The sequence below is a fragment of the Microcella alkalica genome, assembly GCF_014137945.1.
GTDB classification, from domain to species: domain Bacteria; phylum Actinomycetota; class Actinomycetes; order Actinomycetales; family Microbacteriaceae; genus Microcella; species Microcella alkalica.
On the sequence record NZ_JACGWX010000001.1, the window covers coordinates 1 to 23,760 of the forward strand.

Here is a 23,760-nt window from a genome sequence, read left to right on the forward strand (position 1 = left end):
CCTTCTCGGCAAGCGCCCGACGCGCGTGCTCGGCGAGTTCGGCGCCGCGTTCGCCATCGCGTTCTCGGGCGCGGCCATCCCCACTGCCCGCCGCCGCATCGCGCGGTCGCGGTCCGTCGGATGGGCCGCGATCGACGCCTTGCGCATGACGCCGGACGAGGTGCGCCGCCGCCGGGCGATCGGCCGCGACGCCCTCCTCGGCGCCGGTGAGGCGCAGGCCCGCCCCCGACCCGACTTCTTCCCCGGAGGCGGCCTCGTCGTCGCGGGCTTCGCCCTCACCGGCGGCCTCCTCATGTCCTCACTCCTCGCAGCGCCCGCCCTCGCGGGCGGCGCGCTCGGCCCCCTGGCGCCGGATGTCCCCGCGCTCTGGGCGGCGACCCTCGCGACCGACGACGGTCCCGCCGACCCCTTCGCCTTCGTCCTGGCGGCCCTCGGGTCGCTGACCGTCTGGCAGCCATCGCTCGCGGTCGTCGCGCTGTGGGTCGTGGCTCCGGCGCTCGCGGCGCTCGGCGCGTGGTGGGCCGCCGCTCACCTCGTCGAGCGGCGCGGCCCCGCGGCCGCGGTCGCCTCCGTCTACGCGCTCGCGCCCGCGGTCGCGGTGTCGCTCGTCGACGGGCGGCTCCCCGCCCTCGTGGCACTGCTGGCTCTGCCGTGGCTCGTCGTCGCGGCCGCGCGCGCGCCGCGATCGTGGAGCGCGACCGCGGTCGCGGGGCTCCTCGCGGCGGTGACCATCGCATCCGCCCCCTCTCTCGGCATCGCCCTCGTGGTGGTCTGGGCGGCCTGGATGGCCGCCAACCCGCGGCGGGTCGTTCGACTGCTCACCCTCGTCGTGCCGACGGCGGCGCTCTTCGCGCCCCTCGCCGTTGCGCACGTGCTGAGGGGCACTCCGCTCGGCCTCCTCGCCGACCCCGGCCTTCCCTCGCAGCCGGCGGGGATCGCTCCCACCGGGCTGCTCCTCGGCTGGCCCGACCTCTCGATCGCGCTGGGGCCGGTCGCCGCGCTCCTGCCCGCCGAGGCGCCGCCCCTCGTCGTCGCGGCGGTGCTCGCCGCTCTCGCCGCTCCGCTCGCGGCCCTCTCGCTCCTCGCCCTCGGGCTGCGCGGCGGGTCGCGCGCTGTCGTCCCCCTCGTCGCCGCCGCATCGGGCCTCGCCCTCGCCGTCCTGGTGTCGGGGGTCGCCGTGGTCACGGCCGAGGGGGTCGCGGTGCGCGTCGACCCCGCCCCTGCCCTCGGCCTCTACTGGCTCGGACTCGCGCTCGCCGCGGGCGTCGCCCTCGACGGTCTCCGCCGCGCCGCGGCCGTTCCCGCACTCGTCCTCGTGCTCGCGAGCGCGCTCGCCGCGAGCCCGGCCCTCGCGATGCTCCTCCTCGGCACGGCGAGCGTCGGACCGGGACCCGACCGCACCCTGCCGGCGATCGTCGCGGCCGACGCGGTCGCCGACGCGAGCATCGCCACGCTCGTTCTCACGCCGGTCGACGTCGGCCTCGCGGCGCGCATCGAGCGGGGAGCCGGCGACTCTCTCGTCGTCCACCGCACCTTTCCCGCGACGGTCGGCCTCGCGAGCGATGCCGACGCCACCCCCGAGCAGGAGCGCCTCGCCGAGCTCGCCGCGAGCCTCGCCGTGCGCAGCGGACTCGACGTGGCCCCGCTCATCGAGCAGGAGGACGTGCGATTCGTCCTACTGGCCGAGCGCGCCCGCACGACCGGTGTCGACGCCCCGCTCGACCCTTCCGGCTCGGTCGCCTCCGCCGACGTCTCCGCCGCCCTCGACGCGAACGTGCTCCTCGTCGCGGTCGGGGACACGGATGCCGGCCGGCTGTGGCGGGTCGTCGCCGCCGACGAGACCCCGGCCGCGATCGCGGCGCTCCCCGCGACTGCGCTCCCGATCCTCGTCGGCCAGCTCGGCATCCTCGCTCTGACGCTGCTGCTCGCCGCGCCCACGGGGCCGCGCCCCCGCCGGATGCGCGCGGAGGACGGCACGATCGACGACCCCGCCACGACGTTCGACCCCGAGGACGACGATGACTGATCGGCTCCTGCTCCTGGCGCGCGGACGCCACGTCGGCGTCGCGCTGCTCGGCGCGGGCGCCGCCGCCGCGCTCGTCGTCGGAGTGCTCGCCGTGCCGGGGCCGGTGATCACGGCGCGGCCGACGACGGTCGAGGTCACCCCGGTGCGCGCGACGCAGTCGCTCGTGTGCGGCGGCCCCGTCCTGGGGCTCTCGCGCGGGCCCGAGCCCGAGATCATCGCCGTGGGCGAGCCCGTCCGCCGCAGCGCGGGCGAGGGGCTCGTCGAGCGTGCGATCGGCGAGAGCGACGCGGTCGATGGGGGAGCGGTGATCGTCGAGCTCCCGGCCGAGGCGCCCGCCGACGACGTCTCCGCGACCGAGCGGCAGGAGCTCGACGAGCCCGAGCTGCGTGGCCTCGCCGTCGCCGAGTGCCTCCCTCCCGCACCGACCTCGTGGCTCGTCGGCGGGAGCACGACGACCGGCCGATCGAGCACGATCGTGCTGAGCAACCCCGGAGAGGTCGCCGCGACCGTCGACCTCTCGGTCTGGGGCGCGGACGGGCCGCTCGACACCGCGGGCAGCTCGGGCCTCATCGTCCCGCCCGGCGCCCAGCGCGTCATCCCGCTGTCCGGGCTCGCCCCGGATCAGTCGTCGCCCGTGGTCGGCATCACGAGCCGCGGCGGCGCGGTCGCGGCGACCCTCCAACAGTCGACGATCGTCGGACTCGAGCCCGCGGGAGTCGACATCGTCACGCCCGTGAGCGCGCCGAGAGAGCGCGTCGTCATCCCTGTGCTGCCCGTCGGCGACGGCGAGGGCCTCGCCGTCGCCGCGGCCGCCCTCGGCGCCACCGACTTCTCGACAGTGCTCCGAGTCCTCGCGCCCGGCGACGAGCCGGCCGACATCACCGTGAGCCTGCTGCCCGACGCCGGGGGAGCGGGAACGGCTCTCACCGCTCGCGTCGAGCCGGGCGCCGTCGTCGACATCGCCCTCGGCGACCTCGCCGACGGCGACTACAGCGTCATCATCGACGCGACCAGGCCGGTCGTCGCCGCCGCGCGCGCCTCGACGGCCAGCGACGGGGGCATCGACTCGGCGTGGTTCACCGCGGCGCCTCTCCTCGACGACGAGGACGGTGACATCGTGTTCGCCGTCGCTCCGGGTGCGGGAGCGCGCCTGCACCTCGTCGCCCCCGACGATGGCGCGATCGTGACGGTCGACGACGCTCTCGTCGAGCTCGGTCCCCGATCGCGCACGAGCCTGGAGCTCGCGGGAAGCACGGCGCCTGTGATGATCGTGAGCGGGGAGGTGCGGGCGTCCGTCTCGTATCTGACGGATGCGGGGCTCGCGTCATCGCGCATCCTCGCCCCGATCGCCGCCCCGCGACCGATCACCGTCCTCCCGTAGCCCGGAGAGCGACGGATGGCGCTACCAGTGCCGGAACCGGTCGGGCGCGAGATCCCACGGATCCTTGCCGATGAGCTCGCCGACGGCGCGGAACACGCACGACTCCACCATGAGCCGGCGGTGCCAGTCGTCCTCCCGGTGCAGGCGGCTCATGCGCTCGATCGGGATCCGGTAGAGCACGACGAGACGGTGCTGCGGGATCACCCGCCAGCGCGCAACGCCCGAGACTCCCGGCGGCTGATCGGGCATCGGCAGCACCTCGATGCGGAGGGCGGCGAGCTCGTCCGGCCAGAGGTCCTGCAGGTAGTCGGCGGTCGCCTGCACGGTCGCCTCGAAAGCGTCGAGACGGGTGTGGGCGAGGGGAAGGTCGGGCCCGGTCACGGGGGATCGGCCGTTGCGGCCGTGCCGCGCGCGCGCCCGTGCGCTCGGGAGCGCCCGGGGGCTCGCGTACGAGCGCGGACGACGCGAGGCGAACGGCATGGCTCCAGCGTATCGCCGCCGTATGCTGAAGGTGATGAGCGGTCGAGGGTGCAGCAAGGTCGCGTGCGGCGAGACGGCGGTGAGCACGCTCACCTACGTGTACGCCGACTCGATGGCCGTCCTCGGCCCCCTCAGCGCACGACCCGAACCGCACAGCTACGACCTGTGCTCGCGCCACTCGCAGTCGCTCTCCGCCCCGCAGGGCTGGCAGGTCGTGCGCTACTCGGCGCTCGGCGAGGTCGGCTGAGCGACGCCCGCCGGTCGCCCGCCCGCGCCCCGGTACGGTGGAGCGGTGAGCACCGCACCCGATCTCAGTCAGTTCATCAAGGCCTACGACGTCCGAGGGCTCGTCGGCTCCCAGCTGACTGACGAGGTCGTCGAGGCGCTCGGCGCCGGCTTCGTCGACGAGATCGGTTCGGCGGGGCTCGAGGTGATGGTCGGTCACGACATGCGCGACTCCTCGCCCGGCTTCGTCGCCGCCTTCGCCCGCGGCGCGCAGGCCCGCGGCGCTCACGTCGTCAACCTCGGGCTGTGCTCGACCGACGAGTCCTACTTCGCCTCGGGCCGGTACGACGCGCCCGCCGCGATGTTCACCGCGAGCCACAACCCGGCGACCTACAACGGCATCAAGTTCTCGCGGGCCGGTGCGCAGGGCATCAGCCTCGCGACGGGGCTCGCCGGTATCCGCGACCGCGCGCAGGCATACCTCGAGGCGGGGGCCGTCCCGGCCGTGGCCGAGCCGGGCGGCTACTCAGTGCGCGACGTGCTGGCCGACTACGCCGCGTACCTGAGATCCCTCGTCGATCTGTCGGGCATCCGCCCGCTGCGCATCGTCGTCGACGCCGGAAACGGCATGGGCGGGATGACCGCGCCCGCCGTCCTCGGAACCGCCGCGGGCCTCGCGCCGCTCCCGCTCGAGATCATCCCGCTCTACTTCGAGCTCGACGGCACCTTCCCCAACCACGAGGCGAACCCGCTCGAGCCCGCCAATCTCGTCGACCTGCAGAAGGCCGTGCTCGATCACGGCGCCGACCTCGGGCTCGCGTTCGACGGCGACGCCGACCGCTGCTTCGTCATCGACGAGCTCGGCCAGCCCGTGACGCCGAGCGCAGTCGCCGCGATCGTGGCGCAGCGCGAGATCGACCGCGTGCGCTCAGCAGGCGAGACGGGCGAGATCCACGTCATCCACAACCTCATCACCTCGCGCATCGTCGCCGAGACGATCGAGGCGGCGGGGGCCGAGCCCGTCCGCACGAACGTCGGGCACTCGCTCATCAAGGACCGCATGCGCGAGACGGGCGCGATCTTCGGCGGCGAGCACTCGGCGCACTACTACTTCCGCGACTTCTGGGGCGCGGACAACGGCATGCTCGCGGCGATGCACCTGCTATCCCAGTACGGTGCGTTCGACGGTCCGCTCTCGAAGCTCGCCGCGCAGTACACCCCGTACACCGCGAGCGGCGAGATCAACTCGACCGTGACCGACGTGCCCGCCGCGTACACGCGCATCGTCGAGGCCTTCGCCGGTCGCGCCGAGATCGACGAGCTCGACGGGCTCACCTTCACCGGCAGCGCCGATGACGGCTGGTTCTGGTTCAACGTGCGCCCCTCGAACACCGAGCCGCTGCTGCGCCTCAACGCCGAGGCGCAGACGCCCGAGGTCATGGCGGCGATCCGCGACGAGGTGCTGGGCCTGATCCGCGCGTAGCCGCGCGCCATCCGCGTCGAGCGCCTCTCGCACGGTTGAGTGCGTTCGCCACGGTTGCCCGCGAAGTTTCGGGCTCATTCGCCACTTATGTACTCGATCGCTCGGCCGCGCTTCTCTCACCCCCGCGCGGGCCGCACCCCCGGCTCGCGCTCAGCGGGCGTGCGCCGAGTCCTGCGAGAATGCCCGCATGGCCATCGAGACCGGCGCTCCTGCGAGCGCCCCCGCATCCCCCCTCGCCCGCGTGATCGAGCGCAACGGCGTTCCCTTCGCCGTGCGCGACCTCTCCCTCGCCGAGTCGGGGCGCCACCAGCTGCGGCTCGCCGAGCACGAGATGCCCGGCCTCATGGCCCTCCGCGAGGAGTTCGGGCCGCACCAGCCGCTCGCCGGGGCCCGCATCGCCGGGTCGCTGCACATGACCGTGCAGACCGCCGTGCTCATCGAGACGCTCGTCGCCCTCGGCGCCGACGTGCGCTGGGCGAGCTGCAACATCTTCTCTACGCAGGACGAGGCCGCCGCCGCTGTCGTCGTCGGCCGCACCGGCACCCCCGAGGCGCCCGAGGGAACCCCGGTCTTCGCCTGGAAGGGCGAGACCCTCGAGGAGTACTGGTGGGCCACGCAGCAGATCTTCGACTTCGGCGTCGACTCCTCTGGCGCCCCGCTGGGCCCGACGATGATCCTCGACGACGGCGGCGACGCGACCCTCCTGGTGCACAAGGGCACCGAGTTCGAGGCGGCAGGCGCGATGCCGGATGCCGCGGCCGACGAGAGCGCGGAAGGGCGCGTCGTCCTCGATGTGCTCCGCGCCTCGCTCGCGAGCGACCCGCAGCGCTGGACCCGCGTCGGCCAGGGCATCATCGGCGTGACGGAGGAGACCACGACGGGCGTCCACCGCCTGTACGAGCTGCACCGCGACGGCCAGCTGCTCTTCCCCGCCATCAACGTCAACGACTCGGTCACGAAGAGCAAGTTCGACAACAAGTACGGCATCCGGCACTCGCTGCCCGACGGCCTCAACCGCGCTACCGACGTGCTCATGGGCGGCAAGACCGTCTTCGTGTGCGGCTACGGCGACGTGGGCAAGGGCAGCGCGGATGCCCTCCGCGGTCAGGGCGCACGCGTCATCGTCTCCGAGATCGACCCGATCAACGCGCTGCAGGCCGCGATGGACGGCTATCAGGTCGCCCGGCTCGACGACGTCATCGGCGAGATCGACATCCTCGTCACCGCGACGGGCAACGAGTCGGTCGTGACGCTCGAGCACCTCCAGGGCCTCAAGCACCTGGCGATCGTCGCGAACGTCGGTCACTTCGACAACGAGATCGACATGGCGGGGCTCGAGAGCCTGCCGGGGGCCGAGCGAATCGAGATCAAGCCGCAGGTGCACGAGTGGCGCCTGCCGACCGGGCGATCGATCCTCGTGCTGAGCGAGGGGCGTCTGATGAACCTCGGCAACGCGACGGGGCACCCGAGCTTCGTGATGAGCGCCTCGTTCACGAACCAGGTGCTCGCCCAGCTCGAGCTGCACACGAATCTCGACGCGTACCCGCTCGGCGTCCACGTTCTACCGAAGGCGCTCGACGAGAAGGTCGCGCGCCTGCACCTGGACGCCCTCGGCGTGAAGCTCACCGAGCTCACCCCCCGCCAGGCCGCCTACATCGGCGTCGATCCTGCGGGCCCGTACAAGGTCGATCACTACCGCTACTGACGCGTTGACGGATGCGGGCCCGGTGCGATGCACCGGGCCCGTTCCCGCACCTCGGCAGAGGCATCCCGGACCCTGATCGCCCGCGACACGCCCGAGCCGACGAGGATTTGCCCGACGCCCCGCTCGGCCGTAATGTATCTACCTGTTGCCCCAAGCGGGCGGGAGAGCGAAAAGCCTCCCGAACCCCAAGCGGAAACGAACCCCCTCCTTCTCAGCCAGAACGGCTCGCCGTTCCGATGCGTGGAGGAGCGGGAAGCGGATCCCCTCCGATGACAGCGGCTCTCTCGAGAGCCGGCCAGTCGACGGGGAGCCGGAAGGAAGAGCCCTGTTGCGAGCGCTGCGAAGCGCGAGGTCAGGTGCGCCCGATCCTTGAGAACTCAACAGCGTGCACTAAGTCAATGCCAAATTATCCTCGTCGGTCGACATCGTCGGCCGGTTGAGATTCCTTTGGATTGAAACGAATGTCAGTAGATATTCGAACTTCAGTCAGACAAACTCGCGGCAGCTCATCACTTCGGTGGCGGTTGTCGCAACTAGATGTGTCGCTCGGCCTTCGGGTCGTTCGGCTATCAAACATTTACGGAGAGTTTGATCCTGGCTCAGGACGAACGCTGGCGGCGTGCTTAACACATGCAAGTCGAACGATGAAGCTGGAGCTTGCTCTGGTGGATTAGTGGCGAACGGGTGAGTAACACGTGAGTAACCTGCCCTTGACTCTGGGATAAGCGTTGGAAACGACGTCTAATACCGGATACGAGCTTCAGCCGCATGGCTAGGAGTTGGAAAGAATTTTGGTCAAGGATGGACTCGCGGCCTATCAGCTTGTTGGTGAGGTAATGGCTCACCAAGGCGACGACGGGTAGCCGGCCTGAGAGGGTGACCGGCCACACTGGGACTGAGACACGGCCCAGACTCCTACGGGAGGCAGCAGTGGGGAATATTGCACAATGGGCGCAAGCCTGATGCAGCAACGCCGCGTGAGGGACGACGGCCTTCGGGTTGTAAACCTCTTTTAGCAGGGAAGAAGCGCAAGTGACGGTACCTGCAGAAAAAGCACCGGCTAACTACGTGCCAGCAGCCGCGGTAATACGTAGGGTGCAAGCGTTGTCCGGAATTATTGGGCGTAAAGAGCTCGTAGGCGGTTTGTCGCGTCTGCTGTGAAAACGCGAGGCTCAACCTCGCGCCTGCAGTGGGTACGGGCAGACTAGAGTGCGGTAGGGGAGATTGGAATTCCTGGTGTAGCGGTGGAATGCGCAGATATCAGGAGGAACACCGATGGCGAAGGCAGATCTCTGGGCCGTAACTGACGCTGAGGAGCGAAAGCGTGGGGAGCGAACAGGATTAGATACCCTGGTAGTCCACGCCGTAAACGTTGGGAACTAGATGTAGGGACCATTCCACGGTTTCTGTGTCGCAGCTAACGCATTAAGTTCCCCGCCTGGGGAGTACGGTCGCAAGACTAAAACTCAAAGGAATTGACGGGGGCCCGCACAAGCGGCGGAGCATGCGGATTAATTCGATGCAACGCGAAGAACCTTACCAAGGCTTGACATATAGAGGAAACGTGCAGAAATGTACGCCCCGCAAGGTCTCTATACAGGTGGTGCATGGTTGTCGTCAGCTCGTGTCGTGAGATGTTGGGTTAAGTCCCGCAACGAGCGCAACCCTCGTCCTATGTTGCCAGCACGTTATGGTGGGAACTCATGGGAGACTGCCGGGGTCAACTCGGAGGAAGGTGGGGATGACGTCAAATCATCATGCCCCTTATGTCTTGGGCTTCACGCATGCTACAATGGCCGGTACAAAGGGCTGCGATACCGTAAGGTGGAGCGAATCCCAAAAAGCCGGTCTCAGTTCGGATTGAGGTCTGCAACTCGACCTCATGAAGTTGGAGTCGCTAGTAATCGTGGATCAGCAACGCCACGGTGAATACGTTCCCGGGCCTTGTACACACCGCCCGTCAAGTCATGAAAGTCGGTAACACCCGAAGCCAGTGGCCCAACCGCAAGGAGGGAGCTGTCGAAGGTGGGATCGGTGATTAGGACTAAGTCGTAACAAGGTAGCCGTACCGGAAGGTGCGGCTGGATCACCTCCTTTCTAAGGAGCATCTGCTGCGCGAGCCTCGGTTCGCTGCGGCCAGAACCCGCATCGCAGGCGTACGTTCTGCGGCGGGAGCTCATGGGTGGAACATTGACTTGGGTGTCGGGCGTTCATCGTCTGCTCAGTACGACCTCTCTTGAGGGGTCTGGAACGGCGGTCGGCGGTTCTCCTGGCACATGCACGCTGTTGGGTCCTGAGGGACCGGGCACCGCGAACGCTCGCGGGCAGTGGGGCTTACGGGCCGAAGCTGCCAGGTGGCGGGGGCGGGGAGCTGGTTTCTCGGACTTCCGAGCTGCGACGCTGATGCGTCAGGGCAGGGAGTGCCGACCGTACGTTGAGAACTACACAGTGGACGCGAGCATCTTAGAAACATCGATTCGTGCTGGGTTAAACCACGCAGGGTTGGTGATTTCTGAAGATCACCAGATCGAGAGATCTGGATAGATCATTGGTCTGCGCAGCGAGGCATCCTCTCGAGGGTGCTGTTCGGCGCACGATCGATTCAACATACTCATGTAGTCAAGTTTCTAAGAGCAAACGGTGGATGCCTTGGCATCTGGAGCCGAAGAAGGACGTAGCAATCTGCGATAAGCCTCGGGGAGCTGATAAGCGAGCCGTGATCCGAGGATGTCCGAATGGGGAAACCCCGCTGGGCGGCGTGCCGACCTAGTGACTCCCGCCTGAATATATAGGGCGGGTAGAGGGAACGTGGGGAAGTGAAACATCTCAGTACCCACAGGAAGAGAAAACAACAGTGATTCCGTCAGTAGTGGCGAGCGAACGCGGAAGAGGCTAAACCGATCATGTGTGATAGCCGGCAGGTGTTGCATGGTCGGGGTTGTGGGACTTTCCAGGGGATCTGCCGATCTCCAAGGGTTACAGCGCGATATAGACGAATGGTTCTTGAAAGGCCAGTCATAGAGGGTGCCAACCCCGTAGTCGAAATGTCGTAATGGCCCGGAGAGTATCCCAAGTAGCACGGGGCCCGAGAAATCCCGTGTGAATCTGTCAGGACCACCTGATAAGCCTAAATACTCCCAGATGACCGATAGCGGACAAGTACCGTGAGGGAAAGGTGAAAAGTACCCCGGGAGGGGAGTGAAATAGTACCTGAAACCGTTTGCTTACAATCCGTCGGAGCCGCCCTAGCAGCGGTGACGGCGTGCCTTTTGAAGAATGAGCCTGCGAGTTAGCGATATGTGGCGAGGTTAACCCGTGTGGGGTAGCCGTAGCGAAAGCGAGTCTGAATAGGGCGATTCAGTCGCATGTCCTAGACCCGAAGCGAAGTGATCTATCCATGGCCAGGTTGAAGCGACGGTAAGACGTCGTGGAGGACCGAACCCACTTAGGTTGAAAACTGAGGGGATGAGCTGTGGATAGGGGTGAAAGGCCAATCAAACTTCGTGATAGCTGGTTCTCTCCGAAATGCATTTAGGTGCAGCGTTGCGTGTTTCTTGCCGGAGGTAGAGCTACTGGATGGCCGATGGGCCCCAAAAGGTTACTGACGTCAGCCAAACTCCGAATGCCGGTAAGTGAGAGCGCAGCAGTGAGACAGTGGGGGATAAGCTTCATTGTCGAGAGGGAAACAACCCAGACTACCGACTAAGGTCCCTAAGCGTGTGCTAAGTGGGAAAGGATGTGGAGTTGCACAGACAACCAGGAGGTTGGCTTAGAAGCAGCCACCCTTGAAAGAGTGCGTAATAGCTCACTGGTCAAGTGATTCCGCGCCGACAATGTAACGGGGCTCAAGCACACCACCGAAGTCGTAGGATTCGCATATTAGGTAGGCCTTCGTGGTCCAGCCGTGCGGATCGGTAGGAGAGCGTCGTGTGGGCAGTGAAGCGGCGGTGTGAACCAGCCGTGGAGGCCACACGAGTGAGAATGCAGGCATGAGTAGCGAAAGACGGGTGAGAAACCCGTCCTCCGAAAGACCAAGGGTTCCAGGGCCAGGTTAATCCGCCCTGGGTAAGTCGGGACCTAAGGCGAGGCCGACAGGCGTAGTCGATGGACAACGGGTTGATATTCCCGTACTGACGAAGAACCGCCCAAGTCAATCCAGTAATGCTAAGTGTCCGAATCCCTCTGACTGAGCCCTTCGGGGTGAGGCGTTGGGGCTAGCACACGACCCTATGCTGGTGCGGCTAGCGTATTAACAGGTGTGACGCAGGAAGGTAGCTGAGCCGGGCGATGGTAGTCCCGGTGTAAGGACGTAGGGCGAGGGATAGGCAAATCCGTTCCTCACATAGCCTGAGATCCGATGCGTACCCCTCACGGGGGAAATCAGTGATCCTATGCTGCCGAGAAAAGCATCGACGCGAGGTTCTAGTCACCCGTACCCCAAACCGACTCAGGTGGTCAGGTAGAGAATACCAAGGAGATCGAGAGAATCGTGGTTAAGGAACTCGGCAAAATGCCCCCGTAACTTCGGGAGAAGGGGGGCCGGATTCGTGAAGGGACGTTCTCTTTCGAGGGAACATGGCTCCTGGAGCGTTGAAGGCCGCAGAGACCAGTGGGAAGCGACTGTTTACTAAAAACACAGGTCCGTGCCAAGTCGCAAGACGATGTATACGGACTGACGCCTGCCCGGTGCTGGAAGGTTAAGAGGAGTGGTTAGCGCAAGCGAAGCTACGAATTTAAGCCCCAGTAAACGGCGGTGGTAACTATAACCATCCTAAGGTAGCGAAATTCCTTGTCGGGTAAGTTCCGACCTGCACGAATGGCGTAACGACTTCCCAGCTGTCTCAACCGCGAACTCGGCGAAATTGCACTACGAGTAAAGATGCTCGTTACGCGCAGCAGGACGGAAAGACCCCGTGACCTTTACTACAGCTTGGTATTGGTGTTCGGTGTGGCTTGTGTAGGATAGGTGGGAGACTGTGAAGCTGGCACGCTAGTGTCGGTGGAGTCGTTGTTGAAATACCACTCTGGTCACTCTGGATGTCTAACTTAGAACCGTAATCCGGTTCAGGGACAGTGCCTGGTGGGTAGTTTAACTGGGGCGGTTGCCTCCCAAAAAGTAACGGAGGCGCCCAAAGGTTCCCTCAACCTGGTTGGCAATCAGGTGTCGAGTGTAAGTGCACAAGGGAGCTTGACTGTGAGACTGACAGGTCGAGCAGGGACGAAAGTCGGGACTAGTGATCCGGCAGTGGCTTGTGGAAGCGCTGTCGCTCAACGGATAAAAGGTACCTCGGGGATAACAGGCTGATCTTGCCCAAGAGTCCATATCGACGGCATGGTTTGGCACCTCGATGTCGGCTCGTCGCATCCTGGGGCTGGAGTAGGTCCCAAGGGTTGGGCTGTTCGCCCATTAAAGCGGTACGCGAGCTGGGTTTAGAACGTCGTGAGACAGTTCGGTCCCTATCCGCTGCGCGCGTAGGAAGTTTGAGAGGATCTGACCCTAGTACGAGAGGACCGGGTTGGACGAACCTCTGGTGTGTCAGTTGTTCCGCCAGGAGCACCGCTGATTAGCTACGTTCGGGATGGATAACCGCTGAAAGCATCTAAGCGGGAAGCCGGCCTCAAGATGAGACTTCCATACCCTTCGGGGTGAGAGGCTCCCAGCCAGATTACTGGGTTGATAGGCAGGATGTGGAAGAGGGGACTAAAGACCCTTGCAGCTGACCTGTACTAATAAGCCGATGACTTGACAACACCCCACCCTTGTGGTGGGGGGAGTATGCGCTTGCGTCCACTTTGTGGTTCCTGATTGACGGTCGGGAATCGCGCACAGAAACACTTCTAGTGAGTTCTGTCCGTAAACGATTGATAAATCAATAGTGTTTCGGCGGCCATAGCGAAGGGGAAACGCCCGGTTACATTCCGAACCCGGAAGCTAAGACCTTCTGCGCCGATGGTACTGCGAGGGTGACCTCGTGGGAGAGTAGGACACCGCCGGACTTCTTTCGAGAGAAGCCCCTCCATTCGTGGAGGGGCTTCTCGTCGTTAATGGGCTCTTCGCATTTGAGGGGGTAGGTCGGTAGCGCGTCGATCCGTGCAGATGGGTCGAGGTCTTCCAGGATGGAATTTCTCACGCTGCCGATCCGAAAGACCTCGACGTGTTCAACGCTACCTTCGACCCTGCCGATCTGACCGTATTCTGCCGTCTTGATGAGCTCGGGCTCGTGGCCGTCGGGCAGCGGGTCCAGCGCCACCTGGCAGTGTTGGAGTGCCGGTTCGTCGAGGCCGACCAGTGGTGTCGGTGGTGCGGGGCTGAGGGCATCTCGCGCGGCACCGAGGCCAGACGGCTGGCGCATGTCCCGTTCGGTGGGCGGCCGACGGTCCTGTTGGTGCGGGTGCGCCGCTACCGGTGCTCGGGCTGCGGGAGGTCGTGGCGGCAGGACACCACCGCGGCGGCTGCGCCGAGGTTGAAGCTGTCCCGTGGAGCGCTCACCTGGGCGCTCACCGCGCTCGTGGTGGACCATCTCACGATCTTACGAGGAGCCCGTTAATGGCCCAACCCCCGGCACCGGAGTGTGCCCGCGGCCTGGATCGGGGCGGAGCGCCCCGGTGCCACGTCGACGTCGGTTCAGCCGCGGTCGGGGAACCCGTGGGGCAGCGCTCCGAGCGTCGGCGCGAGCTGCTCGAGGCGAGCCCGCTCGAGATCGAGCGCCCGCGCCTCCCGCTCGCGGCGCAGCACTGCGACGGCGGCGAGGAAGAGCTCGGGGTCGGCGTCGGGAACGGGCGAGACGAACACGGCCGCATCCCGCGCCAGGGCGGCGGCGAGCCTCTGGCGCGTGGCCGGGGTGTGCCCGCCGGCCTGCGCGAGGAACTGCGCGATTCGGCGGGAGAGCACATCGGGGAGGCGGGCAACATCGGCAGTCTCGGCCCAGTCGGCGAGGCTCCCCGGCACACCGAAAGTCCGAGGAGCGATCCGGGCGATGCGCTCGTACTGGCTGTACGTCCCTGCGATGAGGTCGCCGAGGCGCTTCGCCCGCGCGTTGAGCATCGCGATCATGACCGCAGCGCCTCCGAGCGTGAGGACGATCTCGAAGAGGCCGACGAAGGAGCGGATGAACGCGTGCCGGAACGACACGGCCCCGCCGTCGTCGCGCACGATGCGATCGCCGAGGGCCCACCGCCCGAGCGACTTCCCCTGCGAGGCGGTCTCGACCACGGCGGGGACGATCACGAGCCCGAGCACAGCGCTCGAGATCGCGACGGCGGCGTAGAGGTTCTCGGGCACGCCGAGCGACGGCGCCGTCTCGAGCAGCAGCCAGACGAGCAGCCCCGTGCCGACGACGTACACGAGATAGTCGATCGCGGCGCCCGCGGCGCGGAGGATGACGCTCGACGCCCGGAGCTGCAGGGCGACCGCTTCGCCGGTGAGGAGCTCTCGCTCCGCGTCGTAGTCCATCCCGTTCGCGATCGGGGCCGACGCAGAACCGGACATGCCATCATCTAAACAGATGGATCTCGACGCGTACTCCGCCGCCCACTCCGACGAGTGGGACCGCCTTGATGCGCTCGCGCGCCGACGCCGCTTCGCCGGTCGCGACGCGGACGAGCTCATCGACCACTATCAGGCGGCCGCCACCCACCTCTCGGCGATCTCGACGACCGCGGGCGACGTGCCGGAGCGCGAGCGCCTCTCCGTTGCGCTGTCGCGGGCGCGTCTGCGCTTCACCGGCGCGCAGGCCGAGCCGCTCGCGCAGCTCGCGCGGTACGCGACGCGGGAGGTCCCGGCGGCGCTGTACCGCATCCGGTTTCTGACGCTCGTGGTCGCCGCCCTCTTCACGATCGTCGCGGCGCTCTATGCAGTGTGGATCGGCTCGAACCCGGCGGTGCTCGCGAGCCTCGGCGACTACGAGATGCTGCGCCGGTACGCCGAGCAGGATTTCGTCAACTACTACTCCGAGTCGTCCGAGGCGTCGTTCGCCGGCCAAGTGTGGGTCAACAACGCCTGGATCGCCGCGCAGTGCGTCGCGTTCGGCATCTCGGGGTTCTGGGTGCCGTTCGTCCTCCTGCAGAACGCTCAGGGAGTCGGCCAGAGCGCGGCGATCATGGCCGAGTTCGACCGCCTCGACGTGTTCTTCCTCAACATCGCCCCGCACGGCCAGCTCGAGCTGTACTGCATCTTCGTCGCGGCGGCGGCGGGGCTCATGATCTTCTGGGCCTGGGTCGCACCGGGCTCGCGCACCCGACTGCAGGCTCTTGCCGAGGACGGCCGCGCGCTCTTCGCGGTGATCGGCGGCCTCGTCGTCGGACTGCTCGTGAGCGGGATCGTCGAGGGGTACGTCACGCGGCAGGAGTGGCCCGACGTCATCCGCATCGGCATCGGCGCCCTCGCGCTCGCATGGTTCCTCTGGCTGCAGTGGGGCGTGGGCCGCGCCGCGACCCGCGACGGCGAGACCGGCGACCTCGACCCCATCAGCAGGGGCGCCCGCGTCGTCGTCGCCGACTGAGTGAGCATCCTGAATCCATCATGTTTTGGACTCATTCACGAAAAGGGATAGGGTCGAGAGGTGCCCGTGACCGATGAGACGCTCCTCCGCGAGGCGGGCCTGCGGGTGACCGCCGGCCGCCTGGCGGTGCTGCGCACCATCGAGCGGATGCCGCACAGCGAGGCCGATCGCATCCACGCCGCCCTCGTGGCCGGCGGCGATCGCCTCACGCTGCAGGCGGTGCACAACGTGCTCGGCGACCTGACGGCCGCCGGCCTCCTGCGGCGCATCGAACCCGCGCGGAGCCCCGCGCGCTACGAGCGCCGCACCGGCGACAACCACCACCACGTCGTCTGCACCCGGTGCGGCGCCGTTGGCGATGTCGACTGCGTCGTCGGCGAGGCCCCGTGCCTCGTGCCGTCGAGCACGGGCGGCTTCACGGTGACGACCGCCGAGGTGACGTTCTGGGGCCTGTGCCCCGCGTGCGCCGCATCGGCGGCCATCACCTAGCGCGCTCTCCGACCGACGAGCGCCGCGGATGTCCGTGGCTCTCGGTCGATCGTGCGCGCCTCGAGCACAGTCCATTTCCCCACCCCCTGAAGGAGCCCTTCCGCGTGACGAACCGTACGACGACCACCTCCGGCGCCCCCGTGGCGAGCGATCAGCATTCGCAGACCGTCGGCGCCGACGGCGTCATCCCGCTCACCGACCACTACCTGGTCGAGAAGCTCGCCCAGTTCAATCGCGAGCGCGTGCCCGAGCGCGTCGTGCACGCCAAGGGCGGCGGGGCCTTCGGCGTGTTCGAGACCACCCACGACGTGTCGGCGTACACCCGGGCCGCGTTCCTGCAGCCGGGGGCGACGGCCGAGACGCTCGCGCGCTTTTCCTCGGTCGCCGGCGAGCAGGGCAGCCCTGACACGTGGCGCGATCCGCGCGGATTCGCGCTGAAGTTCTACACCTCCGAGGGCAACTACGACCTCGTGGGCAACAACACGCCCGTCTTCTTCATCAAGGACGGCATCAAGTTCCCCGACTTCATCCGCTCGCAGAAGCGACTGCCGGGATCGGGACTCCGCGACCACAACATGCAGTGGGACTTCTGGACGCTGCAGCCGGAGTCGTCGCACCAGGTGACGTGGCTGATGGGCGATCGGGGCATCCCGTCGTCGTGGCGGCACATGGACGGCTTCGGGTCGCACACCTACCAGTGGATCAACGCCGCGGGCGAGCGATTCTGGGTGAAGTACCACTTCCGCACCGAGCAGGGCCACGAGACGCTCACGCAGGAGCAGGCGGACCGCATCGCCGGTGAGGACGCCGACCTGCACCGCCGCGATCTCTTCGAGGCGATCGAGCGCGGCGAGCACCCCTCGTGGCAGCTGTCGGTGCAGGTCATGCCGTACGAGGAGGCGAAGACCTACCGCTTCAACCCGTTCGACCTCACGAAGGTGTGGCCGAAGGCCGACTACCCGCTGATCCCGGTCGGGCGCCTGACGCTGAATCGCAACCCGGAGAACTTCTTCGCGCAGATCGAGCAGGCGACCTTCGCGCCGTCGAACTTCGTGCCCGGCATCGCCGCGAGCCCCGACCGCATGCTGCAGGCGCGCATCTTCAGCTACGCCGACGCGCACCGCTACCGCGTGGGCACCAACCACGCGCAGCTGCCGGTCAACGCGCCGAAGACCGAGGCGCACGCCTACTCGAAGGAAGGCGCGATGACGTACTCCTTCCCGCCCGCGGACCAGCCCGTCTACGCGCCGAACTCGTTCGGCGGCCCGCACGCCGACGCGGCCGCGCACGGCCCCGACCGCGGCTGGGAGATGGACGGCGAGCTCATCCGCACTTCGGCGACCGTGCACGCGGACGACGACGACTACGGCCAGGCGCGCGAGCTCATCACCCGGGTGATGGACGATGCCCAGCGCGACCGGCTCGTCGCGACGATCATCGGGCACGTCTCGGGCGTGACGATCCCCGAGTTGCGCGAGCGCGTCATCCAGTACTGGACGAGCATCGAGCCCACGATCGGTGCTCACGTCGCGGCCGGTCTTCCGGGGATCGCCGAGCCGCGGGAGACCCTCGTACCGGCGCCGACCGCCGCGAAGTAGCGGGCATCCTCGACTGACGGGTCGCCTCTCCGCACGGAGGGGCGGCCCGTTCGCGGGAGCGGCGACACGCCGATCCCGAGAACCTCTCGACGCGACGAGGCGATCCTCGGGGCGATGGGTGCGACGCGTCGCCTGCGCCGCGCGGTGAGCTTCTGGCAGGCCGTGCTGCTCGCAGGCATCGGCGCCGTCGTCGGGGCGGGCCTCGGCCTCCTCGCGGCGGGTGCCCTCGCGCTGCCGGGCGGCCCGATGCCGTTCGCGCCGCCGCTCCTCCAGCTCGGGATCGCCGCCCTCGGCGTCCCCCTGGTCATCGCCGTCGGCGCCCGACCCGCACACGATGCGCTGTTCGACCAAGTGAAGGGAGCGAGCGGTGTTCCGACGGCGTGTCGGCGTCGACACGCCGATCAGTGCGGCCCCGCTCCCTTCATTTCGTCGAGGGCGGCTGTGTCTGGCCGACCGAGCATCGCCGCTACAGCCGCCCGGCGGCCTTGTACGCGAGATACCGGTCGGCGACGGCGGGCGGAAGATCGAGCGGTGCGGCCGTCACGACGTCGGCGCCGAGGCGCTTCACCGCCGCGGCCACGCGCTGAGCATCCAGCATCGCCCGCTCGGCCGCCGCGGCGCGGTAGACGGATGCTCGGTCCGAGCGATCCGCCGCCGCCGACAGCAGCGCGGGGTCGGTGACGGCCGCGACGAGCACGAGATGCTTGTGCGTCAGCTGCGGCAGCATCGCGAGGAGCCCCCGCGTGGATCCTGGCGAGTCGAGCGGCGTCGCGATGACGACGAGCGCGCGCTGCGATGTCATCGAGCGCACGAGCGAGGGCACGGCCGTCCAGTCGGTCTCGAGCAGCTCGGGGTCGATGGGCGCCATGGTGTCGACGAGCTTCGCGAGCAGGTCGGCGCCGCGCGCCCCCTGCACGCGCCCGCGCACGCGCCGGTCGAACACGGCGACGTCGACGCGGTCGCCCGCGCGGTCGGCGAGGGCCGACAGCAGCAGAGTCGACTCGAAGGCGGTGTCGATGCGCGTCTCATCGGCGATGCGCGCTGCGGCGGTTCGACCCGAGTCGACGATCACGACGACGTGCCGGTCGCGCTCGGGCCGCCAGGTCCGCACCATGAGCGTCGGCGCGGGCGACCCCGCCGGTCCGGGTCCGCCGGCCCGCCGCGCCGTCGCGCGCCAGTCGATCGAGCGCACGTCGTCGCCGCGCACATACTCGCGCAGGCTGTCGAACTCGGTGCCCTGCCCTCGCACCATGAGCGAGGTGCGGCCGTCGAGCTCGCGCAGGCGGGCGAGCCGCGAGGGCAGGTGGCGCCGCGCGGAGAACTCGGGCAGCACCCGAATGCCTCCCGGCACGCGGATGCTCGCCTGCCGCCCCGCGAGCCGCATCGGCCCGATCGCGCGGATCGTCACCATCGCGGCCCGCCGCTCGCCGCGCCGCCACGGCCGCAGCACGCTGCGCACCGCGCGGCGCTCGCCCGCGGGCACGTCGATCCGCTGCCGTCGGGGAGTCGCTCCGGCCGAGGGCTCCCACGCGTCGCGGATCACGCCGCGCAAGCGGCGGCGCGAGCCGTTGGTGACGAGCAGGGTCACCTCGGCCTGCTCGGTCAGGCGCACGCGATCGGGGCCGGACCGCGCGAGCGACGTGGCGCGCGGGGAGGCCGCGAGCGCGGCATCCACCGCCATGAGCACGAGGCAGAGTCCGACCCAGCCGACGTACGCCCACCCGTTCGCGAGCAGCACGACGGGCACGGCGCCGAGAGCGACGAGCGCGACGAACCACCCGGTGACGGCCACGGCTACAGCGGGACCTGGGTCTGCTGCACGACCGAGCGCAGGATGGTGTCGGCCGAGACGCCCTCCAGCTCGGCCTCGGGCCGCAGGCCGATGCGGTGCCGCCACACGGGCAGGATCATCTGCTGCACGTGGTCGGGAGTGATCGCCTCGGCGCCCGACAGCCACGCCCACGCCTTGGTCGCGGCGAGCAGCGCCGTCGTGCCGCGCGGGCTCACGCCCAGGCGCACCGAAGGGCTCTGGCGCGTGCCGCGCGCGAGGTCGACGAGGTAGGCGAGCAGCTCGGGCGTCGCGCCGACCTTCGCCACCTCGGCCCGCGCGGCCGTGATCTGCTCGGCGCCGAGCACGGGCCGCAGCCCCGCGGCGGCGAGGTCGCGCGCGCTGAAGCCGTCCGCGTGGCGCCGAAGCACCTCGACCTCGGCCTCCCGCGGCGGCAGGTCGAGCACGAGCTTGAGCAGGAAGCGGTCGAGCTGCGCCTCGGGCAGCGTGTACGTGCCTTCGTACTCGACGGGGTTCTGCGTCGCCGCGACGAGGAATGGATCCGGCAGCGGATGGGTCGTTCCATCGACGGTGACCTGCCGCTCCTCCATGGCCTCGAGCAGCGACGACTGCGTCTTCGGGGGAGTGCGGTTGATCTCGTCCGCGAGCAGGATGTTCGTGAAGACGGGCCCGCGCCGGAACTCGAAGTCGCCGTTCTTCGCGTCGTACACGACCGAGCCCGTGACGTCGCCCGGCATGAGATCCGGCGTGAACTGCACGCGCGTCGTCGTGAGGCTGAGCGCGTGGCTGAGCGAGCGGACGAGGAGCGTCTTCGCCACGCCGGGAACGCCCTCGAGCAGCACGTGCCCGTTCGCGAGCAGCGCGACCATGAGCCCGCTCACGGCCGCGTCCTGGCCGACGACGGCCTTGCCCACCTCGCTCCGCACGTTCGCGAAGGATGCCCGCAGGTCGCTGTCCATGGTCGTTCTCCTCTTTATCGGGTGGTCGGTTCGGGGCGGTCGTCGGAGAGCGCGACGCGACGCTGGACGAGGCGCTCGAGCTCGAGCAGCTCGTCGGAGAGCGCGATGAGCTCGCCGTCGTCCTGCGGCTCGCGGTCGACGAGCAGGGCGCGCAGGCCCGCCCGATCGCGGCCGGTGATGCCCGCGACGGCGGTGATGATGTTGTCGAGGCCGGCGGCGCTGCCGAGCGCGAGGCCCTCGGCGAGGCGGCGCAGCGTGCCGACCCGAAGAGCGTCGAGCGCGCGTAGACGCGAGCCTTCGCGGGCGTAGAGGCGCGCGCGGCCCTCCATGGTCTCGGTCGTGCGCACGACGACCGGCAGGTTCTCGATCACGACAGGTCCGAGGCGACGGCCGCGCCATACGGCGGCGGCGAGCCCGACCGTGAGCGCGAGCCACGCGATCGGGTTCACCCAGCCGGGGTAGAGCTCCGACAGCTCGGTCGCCCCGTCCACGATGTCCGCCGTCGACGCGACGTACCAGACGAGGCGCGGATGCTCGCCCACGAGTCCGAGCGCGAGCGCGGCGTTGCCCTCCCGTCCGATGAGGCCGTTCTGCACGACGCCGCCCGCGCCGATCAGGTGCAGCGCGCCCCCGGCAGGCTGGTCGAGCGACACGAGCGCCGCGCCGCCTTCGCCCTCGCCGCCGGGGAAGCACACCTCGACGTCGGCTCCGGTCGAGGCCGCGCCCGTGGCGTCGAGGACCACGCCGTCGGTCGTGATCGACCCGGCGCGCTGAGCGGCCGGGAGCGAGCATCCCGGCTCATCCCTCACGCCGCCCAGGGAAGGGATCCCTGGCCCGACCGCGGGAGCGAGAGTTCCGACCGCGAGCGCTGGGGGCTCGACGAGGACGAGCGAGGGCGCGGCGCCGTCGAGGTCGCCCCACTGCTCAGCGGAGAGCACTGCACGCGGATCGGCGGCGACGAGCGTCGTCGCGGCCGGGTCGTCGACCGCAGCGAGGGCCGCGCCCAGGGTGTCGACCGTCACGACGTCGACTCCGGAGTCGCGCAGAACCTCGATGAGCGCGCGAGAGCCGGCCGGCGCGGCCTCATCGGCGGCGAAGCGATCGGCCTCCGCGGTCGATCGGCTCGTGAGTCCGTACACGGCGGCGAACGCGACGAGGAGGGCCGCGAGGACGATCCAGAAGAGCGCACGGCGGAGAGCCCGACGCGCGGTCGGGGTGACGACGTGCTGCGCCGAATGCACCGGCGCGCCGGTCACGACGCCGCGTGCGCTGCCCTCGTCCGTGCTCGTCGCCGTCATCGCGGAGCCTCGACGAGGTCGGGGGAGCCCGTCGCCCGCTCGAGGAGCGGCGTGGCCCCGACGAGCCGATCGTCCAGTGCACGGACCCGCTCGTAGCCGTCGCGATCGCCGTCATGCGCGAGGTAGCGCACGCCGTCGAACAGATCGGCCGCCGCCTCGAGGTCGGCGCCGGCGTCGGGGAACGCGCGCGCCGCCTGCCGGGCGACCGCGTGCGCGGTCGTGCCGGGGAGGAGCGCGACGAGCGTCCGCTCGTCGAGGGAGCGCGCGATCGCCCGGTAGCGGTCGGCGATGGCTGTATGCCAGTCGTCGCGCGCGGCCGCCGCCGCAGCATTCCGTCGCAGCTCGCGTGCCGAGCGCGCGTCGCTCTCGCCGAAGAGATCGTCGCCCGCCCGCGACCGGCGTCGCCAGCGCGGCAGGCCGTAGATGATCAGCGCGGCGATGACGGCCAGGGCGATGAGCACGCCGCCGACGAGGAGGACCCCGAGGGGCAGGCCGCCCGTCCCGCCGAACTCCAGATTCGCGAACCACTCGATGATCGACTGCGTCAGCAGGTCGAACCAGGTCGGCTGCGCCTGCGCGTACTCGAGCTTCGCCAGCTCGTCGAGCAGGAGGTCGCGCGCCCCGTCGGCATCGGGCTCGAGGGGTGCGGTGACGACCGGAGCGGCAGGGCGGGGGGTCACGACCGAGCGGGCAGGAACGGGTCGTCTGTACTCGCGCCGGCCGCCCTCGCCTCGACGGTGCGCTGCAGATCGAGATCGAGCCCCTCGTCGCGCATGCGGGCATCGACGTAGAGGAGCGTCGCGCCGCCGGAGAGCAGCACGGCGCCGACTGCGCCGACGACGGCGCTCAGCGCGATCGCGATGAGGTTGATGCCGATGAGGAAGCTCAGATCCGCCGTTAGGTCGCCGGTCGGGTTCACGAGTGCGCCGGCGAATCCGGAGACGAGGCTGAACGGGGCCGTGACGACGCTCGCCGCGGTCTGGATCGCGACCGACAGCAGGAGCATGATGCCGAAGGTGCGCCAGAAGCGGCCGATGATGAGCCGCCAGGATCGGCCGACGGACTCGCGGAGGGGCCGGCGCTCGAGCACGAGGGCGGGCGGGACGAAGAGGAGCTTGATCCAGAGCCAGGAGGCGAGCACGGCCATCCCGAGACCGCCGAGGACGCCGACGACGACGCCGGCGACGATGCCGCCCACGTCGCCGATGGAGACCATGAGGACGACGAGCCCGACGAGGATCGCGATCGCGACCACCAGGAGGGCGCTCAGGAGGAGGGACCAGCCTACGAGGGCGCCCCAGCGGCCGCGCCCCCGCGCCCACAGCTGGCGGAAGGTCAGGCGCTCGCCGAGGGAGGCGGTCGCGACCTCGATCGCGATGACCCCCTGGAGCAGCGCCCCGGCGACGACCGTGAGCGCGGCGGTGAGGAGAGCGGAGATCAGGACGACCGCGCCTGTGCCGATCGCGATCGCTTCCATGTCCTCCGGAGCGGCGCGCGCGATGCGGTCGGTGCCGAGGAGGACGACGACCGTGACGACCGCACCGGCGATGAACGCGACGAGCGTGGTCAGTCCGATCGCGACGCCGAAGACGGGTCGCGGGTTGCGGCGGAGCACGCGGAAGGTCGTCCCGAAGATCGTGCCGAAGTCCAGGGGTCGCAGGGGGATGAGGCCGGGACGCGGGGGCGGCGCCCAGCCGACGGCGGGCGGTGCGACCGCCGGGGCGGCCTGTGCCGCGTGCCACGGCGATTCGCTGCTCGGCGGAACAGGAGCGGCCGAGGCTCCGGGGGACTGCCACGTGGGGCTGTCGGTCATCGTCTCGCGTCCT

14 protein-coding genes, 3 rRNA genes and 3 pseudogenes are annotated in these 23,760 nt (G+C 68.8%); 13 read left to right on the forward strand and 7 right to left on the reverse strand.

The genetic code is table 11. The features are described from left to right. Positions 1–2,026, forward strand: a pseudogene (locus tag FHX53_RS00005) (hypothetical protein); the annotation flags it as partial. Next, a complete protein-coding gene (locus FHX53_RS00010; protein WP_182489033.1) occupies positions 2,019–3,407 on the forward strand; it encodes a DUF5719 family protein in 1,389 nt (462 codons plus the stop codon). The pseudogene FHX53_RS00005 and the gene FHX53_RS00010, both read left to right, overlap by 8 nt. Before the next feature lie 21 nt (positions 3,408–3,428). Here FHX53_RS00010 and FHX53_RS00015 read toward each other — a convergent pair whose 3' ends face one another. Next, positions 3,429–3,887 carry a metallopeptidase family protein gene (locus tag FHX53_RS00015; RefSeq protein ID WP_182489034.1) on the reverse strand — a complete coding sequence of 153 codons (459 nt, stop codon included), beginning with the start codon at positions 3,885–3,887 and terminating at the stop codon, positions 3,429–3,431. Between the two features lie 34 nt (positions 3,888–3,921). On the opposite strand from FHX53_RS00015, the gene FHX53_RS00020 reads away from it, so the two are divergent. The 7 genes and pseudogenes from FHX53_RS00020 to FHX53_RS00050 form a co-directional block, all read left to right on the forward strand. Further along, on the forward strand, positions 3,922–4,134 hold the full coding sequence (locus FHX53_RS00020) for a DUF3499 family protein (RefSeq protein WP_055858883.1): 213 nt from the start codon (positions 3,922–3,924) through the stop codon (positions 4,132–4,134). Positions 4,135–4,179: 45 nt separating this feature from the next. Beyond that, positions 4,180–5,595, forward strand: coding sequence for a phosphomannomutase/phosphoglucomutase (locus FHX53_RS00025; RefSeq protein WP_182489035.1), 1,416 nt, complete (start codon positions 4,180–4,182; stop codon positions 5,593–5,595). A 187-nt stretch (positions 5,596–5,782) separates the two neighbouring features. Further along, positions 5,783–7,300, forward strand: coding sequence for an adenosylhomocysteinase (gene ahcY, locus FHX53_RS00030; RefSeq protein ID WP_182489037.1), 1,518 nt, complete (start codon positions 5,783–5,785; stop codon positions 7,298–7,300). Between the two features lie 576 nt (positions 7,301–7,876). Beyond that, a 16S ribosomal RNA gene (locus tag FHX53_RS00035) occupies positions 7,877–9,397 on the forward strand. A gap of 520 nt (positions 9,398–9,917) precedes the next feature. Continuing rightward, positions 9,918–13,051, forward strand: a 23S ribosomal RNA gene (locus tag FHX53_RS00040). 129 nt (positions 13,052–13,180) lie between these two features. After that, positions 13,181–13,297, forward strand: a 5S ribosomal RNA gene (gene rrf / locus FHX53_RS00045). Together the 16S, 23S and 5S rRNA genes form the textbook arrangement of a ribosomal RNA operon. Positions 13,298–13,455: 158 nt before the next feature. Continuing rightward, positions 13,456–13,842, forward strand: a pseudogene (locus tag FHX53_RS00050) (transposase family protein); the annotation flags it as partial. Positions 13,843–13,925: 83 nt separating this feature from the next. On the opposite strand, the gene FHX53_RS00055 reads toward FHX53_RS00050, so the two are convergent. Continuing rightward, a complete protein-coding gene (locus FHX53_RS00055) occupies positions 13,926–14,789 on the reverse strand; it encodes an RDD family protein (protein WP_246335365.1) in 864 nt (287 codons plus the stop codon). 16 nt (positions 14,790–14,805) lie between these two features. Between FHX53_RS00055 and FHX53_RS00060 the strand changes: the two genes are divergently transcribed. From FHX53_RS00060 to FHX53_RS14120, 4 genes and pseudogenes are all read left to right on the forward strand, one after another. Beyond that, positions 14,806–15,801: a stage II sporulation protein M gene (locus FHX53_RS00060; RefSeq protein WP_182489039.1), complete on the forward strand. Its 996-nt coding sequence runs from the start codon at positions 14,806–14,808 to the stop codon at positions 15,799–15,801. 60 nt (positions 15,802–15,861) lie between these two features. After that, entirely contained in the window at positions 15,862–16,290 is a 429-nt protein-coding gene (locus tag FHX53_RS00065; protein ID WP_343050702.1) for a Fur family transcriptional regulator, read from the forward strand. 104 nt (positions 16,291–16,394) lie between these two features. Continuing rightward, the gene (locus FHX53_RS00070; RefSeq protein ID WP_182489041.1) at positions 16,395–17,888 is read left to right on the forward strand and encodes a catalase; all 1,494 of its coding nucleotides are present in this window, start codon (positions 16,395–16,397) and stop codon (positions 17,886–17,888) included. Between the two features lie 72 nt (positions 17,889–17,960). Continuing rightward, positions 17,961–18,188 (forward strand): annotated as a pseudogene (locus tag FHX53_RS14120) (FtsX-like permease family protein); the annotation flags it as partial. Between the two features lie 166 nt (positions 18,189–18,354). Here FHX53_RS14120 and FHX53_RS00075 read toward each other — a convergent pair. Genes FHX53_RS00075 through FHX53_RS00095 form a run of 5 tightly spaced genes read right to left on the reverse strand, consistent with a single transcriptional unit; the run spans position 18,355 to position 23,747 of the window. Next, positions 18,355–19,680, reverse strand: coding sequence for a DUF58 domain-containing protein (locus FHX53_RS00075; RefSeq protein ID WP_182489043.1), 1,326 nt, complete (start codon positions 19,678–19,680; stop codon positions 18,355–18,357). Positions 19,681–19,682: 2 nt separating this feature from the next. Beyond that, on the reverse strand, positions 19,683–20,636 hold the full coding sequence (locus FHX53_RS00080) for an AAA family ATPase (RefSeq protein WP_182489045.1): 954 nt from the start codon (positions 20,634–20,636) through the stop codon (positions 19,683–19,685). A 14-nt stretch (positions 20,637–20,650) separates the two neighbouring features. Further along, positions 20,651–21,934, reverse strand: a complete 1,284-nt coding sequence (locus FHX53_RS00085) for a DUF4350 domain-containing protein (protein WP_182489048.1) — start codon at positions 21,932–21,934, stop codon at positions 20,651–20,653. Then, complete coding sequence (locus FHX53_RS00090; protein ID WP_182489050.1) at positions 21,931–22,614, reverse strand: DUF4129 domain-containing protein; 684 nt, start codon at positions 22,612–22,614, stop codon at positions 21,931–21,933. Before FHX53_RS00090 ends, FHX53_RS00085 begins: the two co-directional genes overlap by 4 nt. Next, complete coding sequence (locus tag FHX53_RS00095; RefSeq protein ID WP_182489052.1) at positions 22,611–23,747, reverse strand: DUF7847 domain-containing protein; 1,137 nt, start codon at positions 23,745–23,747, stop codon at positions 22,611–22,613. The genes FHX53_RS00090 and FHX53_RS00095 overlap by 4 nt, the downstream gene beginning before the upstream one ends. Positions 23,748–23,760 lie beyond the last annotated feature (13 nt).

Bases quoted from the DNA above. Each gene is read 5' to 3' on its own strand.
- ahcY (WP_182489037.1), top strand. From the start codon at position 5,783: ATGGCCATCGAGACCGGCGCTCCTGCGAGCGCCCCCGCATCCCCCCTC.
- FHX53_RS00095 (WP_182489052.1), bottom strand. From the start codon at position 23,747: ATGACCGACAGCCCCACGTGGCAGTCCCCCGGAGCCTCGGCCGCTCCT.
- FHX53_RS00055 (WP_246335365.1), bottom strand. From the start codon at position 14,789: ATGTCCGGTTCTGCGTCGGCCCCGATCGCGAACGGGATGGACTACGAC.
- FHX53_RS00085 (WP_182489048.1), bottom strand. From the start codon at position 21,934: ATGACGGCGACGAGCACGGACGAGGGCAGCGCACGCGGCGTCGTGACC.
- FHX53_RS00060 (WP_182489039.1), top strand. From the start codon at position 14,806: ATGGATCTCGACGCGTACTCCGCCGCCCACTCCGACGAGTGGGACCGC.
- FHX53_RS00020 (WP_055858883.1), top strand. From the start codon at position 3,922: ATGAGCGGTCGAGGGTGCAGCAAGGTCGCGTGCGGCGAGACGGCGGTG.
- FHX53_RS00010 (WP_182489033.1), top strand. From the start codon at position 2,019: ATGACTGATCGGCTCCTGCTCCTGGCGCGCGGACGCCACGTCGGCGTC.
- FHX53_RS00080 (WP_182489045.1), bottom strand. From the start codon at position 20,636: ATGGACAGCGACCTGCGGGCATCCTTCGCGAACGTGCGGAGCGAGGTG.
- FHX53_RS00015 (WP_182489034.1), bottom strand. From the start codon at position 3,887: ATGCCGTTCGCCTCGCGTCGTCCGCGCTCGTACGCGAGCCCCCGGGCG.